The following is a 3,224-nucleotide window of genomic DNA, read 5'->3' as shown; positions in this document are numbered from 1 at the left end:
CTCGACGTTTCCGACCGGGACGCTCAGCCGACACAGGTGCAGGTGGCCGATACTCCGGCTTCGACCGGTGCTCGACTTCCCCCGCTACCGGGCAGCGCACGATAGCGGAGAATTCCCGGGCACTCATCCCGAGGACGTGGGGCAGGTGGGGGAGTGGTCGACCCCTGGACGCACTGGAGTGACGGCAAGTCGTCCGAGGACAAGTGGGTAGTAGACGAGGATGGCTGGGGCGGTGACGGCTACAGGTCTGTTCCGGCCGGTTCGGGATGCGCTGGTGTTCCGGGTTCTGCCCGGTCGAGTCGGGTCGTCGAACGGTTCGGCGGGATGCGGTCCTGCCTGTCGGCTCTCACCTGCCGCCGTCGGCAGGATCGGGCGGAGACAGGGCGCCGCTCGTGGGGTGCGGGTGTCGTGGATCCGGCGGTGCTGCGCATATCGGTCGGCTCGGAAAAACGAGCAGGTGGGAGAGACCAGCTGGGTGATGTCTCCTTCCGACAGGACCCAGCGCATGCGAGGGCTCAGGGATGCGCAGCGGCCGACGAGTCCGCTCGCATGTACTTGCGAGCGAGAATCGGCGAAAAAGTAGGGACTTCGAAGACGCGCTGCGGGAGGCCTCCGGCACGGATATCGGCCGCGACCAACTCGTGCAGATCCTAAGGGGCTCCATACGGTGAACCCTGCGGGACCCCACTGTCCGAACACGACGCCCGCCTGCTCACCGAGTCCGGGTTCACGGCAGGCCCTACCGAGACCACGGATGCACGCGTCGACCGAGGCATCCGCATGGCCGACCTCGTCGCCGGCTCTCTGTCCATCGCCGAGGCGCGGTCCGCCTCCGCGTCACGCCCGCTCGCATCAGCAACGTATCGCGAACGGTCGCCTGTGGGCATTCGATTCCGGCCGTAACCGCCTGTCGCTCCGGCTCAATTCACCGCCGGTCGGTCGGACCACATCGAGCATGTCGTCGACGTGCTCATCGCCACCGAATGGGAAGCGGCATAGATGGCGGCGATGCTCCCGCTACCGCCCTCCATCCCGCAACTTCGTCGGGCATGACTGTCACCGAAGGAAGTGCTCGAGTGGCAGCCGAACGAGACCGTGTGGCGCGTGCACCGCACCACCGGCCCCATGTACTCGCATGGAATGCCTTGCGCGAACTCGGACCGATTCTGCGATTCGACCAGCAACCGCTTCCGCGGAGCGAGCATTCCGGTTACGGCGTCTGGTACGGCGCTTCGAGCCCCGGAGGGGCGCCGGCGGAAGCATGTCGGTCGGCCCGGGACCGATCGCCACCGTGGTGGCCTGTATCCGACCGGCGTTCGCTTCACCCGCGTCCTGCGGTTGCTCCACGTGTCCGGCATCGGGGGAGGGTCTGGGCCACCCGGGTGGGCGGCAACCATGCTCTCGATTCGGTGGCGCACCGACTGTCCCAGCAGTGGGCACGCACCATCCATCGCGCCCACACCGATCTCGCCGGGGATCGTCTATCGCGGTCGGTTCGCGGGCGGCACGGCCGTCGCCGTCGTCGAACGGACCGCCGACGCGTTCCCGCAACGTCCTGTGCTGTCGCTACCTCAGTCGCATCCAGGCTTGGAGGATGCCATCGATACCGCAGCGCACGAACTCGGTTGCGTCATCACGTGATCGGGTGTTGGGCACGGCTTGTCGCTCGTAGGGGTGATCCTCGTGTCTCGGCCCCGGTTCGGACAGGCGGGAGCATCGTGCCAGGACGCTTCACGAACCGGATAGGTCATGGTCCTCGTCGCTGTCGCGTCCACTCGGGCGAGCACCCCGTGCAGTAGAGGTGGATCGGCCGAGTGTCGCTCCCGCTCCTGTATGCGACGAGCTTCAAGGGGGGCAGCGCCCACTTCGGGATGGAACACGTCCTGGCGTTCCGGATGCTGTCCGGAACGCCAGGATTCGGATGGATCACCTTCGATCCGAACTACGACCTGGAGACCGTGAATCGTACGGATGGAACAGATATAACGAGCCGTCCGTCGCTGCAGTGGTGTTCCGGGCAAGGACTCGACCGTGTTCCGGGCACGAATGTTCGGTGCCGTGAGAGGCGGGATCCTGATCGGCATTCTCGCGGGGGAGCATCCGCGCGGCGAACCGGGACGGTGAAAACTGTTGCGAGAAGGACAGTGCCGGTCTTTCGGTATCGTGCAGAATCCTCACCGGTCGGCGTGCGGAGCGAGTTCGATTGCCTCGCGGTCGGGCGTAGCGCAGCCTGCCGTTCAGGCACGCCTCAGGTTTGCAGGGTCGTCGAACTCGCTTGTTGCAGCGTGCGGCCGCTGCGGTTCCTTCGTGAAGAACAGCATGGCCACTGCGCCGACCAGGCACAACGCCGTCATGACGAGGAATCCGCCGTCGTAGGTGCCCGTGCGACTGACGCTGAAGCCCATGACGGACGGGGCGACGATACCGGACAGTGCGAAACAGGCATCGGCGAAGCCGGCGGCGGTTCCGGGCTGGCTGGGGGCGGCATCGATCGACGCGACCCACCAGATGCCGCCGGTGACGAAGCCGAAGCCGACGCCCGCCGAGATGCAGATCAATGCGACGGTGAGGTTGCCGCGGAAGAACAGGATCGGTGCGATCGACGCACCCGCCAGAAGCAGTGCGACACCGATGATGATGAACCGCGAGCGGATGCTCTGCGTGCGCTTGTACACGCGGTCGACCAGGATTCCGCCGAGCAGCGCACCCAGCACACCGGCTGCCCACGGCGCCACCGAGAACGCGCCGACCTCCTTGATGGACAGGTCGAATTCGTGCTCGAGGTACTGCGGAAGCCAGTACATGAAGGCCCAGAACATGAAGCCCCACGAGAAGTAGCCGAGGCCGACGAGCCAGAGATTCCGGTTGCGGAGGACCTCGCCCCAGTCGGTGCTCGACTCGTGACCGGTCTCCTCACCGTCCAACTGGCCGGCACGGATGTAGTCCAGCTCTTCCTTCGACACGAACTTCGCCTCGGTCGGCGAGTTCTTCAGTGTCGGATAGGCGATCGCGACCCACACGACCCCGACTATCGCCAGAATCCAGAACATCGCCTTCCAGCCGGTGAGGGCGATCAGCTGGGTGAGGATCGGCCCGCCGACGAGCAGGCTGCCGGAGACCGCCACACCGCCGATCAGGGCGAGCGCCTTGCCTCGCTCCTGTGCCGGTAGCCAGCGGCTGACGAGTCGCGTGGCTGCGGGGAAGCACGGCGCTTCACCGGCTCC

At 66.3% G+C, this 3,224-nt stretch carries 1 protein-coding gene; it reads right to left on the bottom strand.

All coding sequences use genetic code 11. The features are described 5' to 3' along the window. Positions 1-2,237 precede the first annotated feature (2,237 nt). Positions 2,238-3,224: MFS transporter (locus R1101_RS27630; protein ID WP_016935019.1), on the bottom strand; the 987-nt coding region annotated here is incomplete at its 5' end.

This window comes from Rhodococcus sp. R1101, assembly GCF_000278445.1.
GTDB classification, from domain to species: domain Bacteria; phylum Actinomycetota; class Actinomycetes; order Mycobacteriales; family Mycobacteriaceae; genus Rhodococcus; species Rhodococcus gordoniae.
The sequence above is the reverse complement of the archived record's forward strand: the minus strand, read 5'-3'. Positions and strand labels throughout refer to the sequence as shown.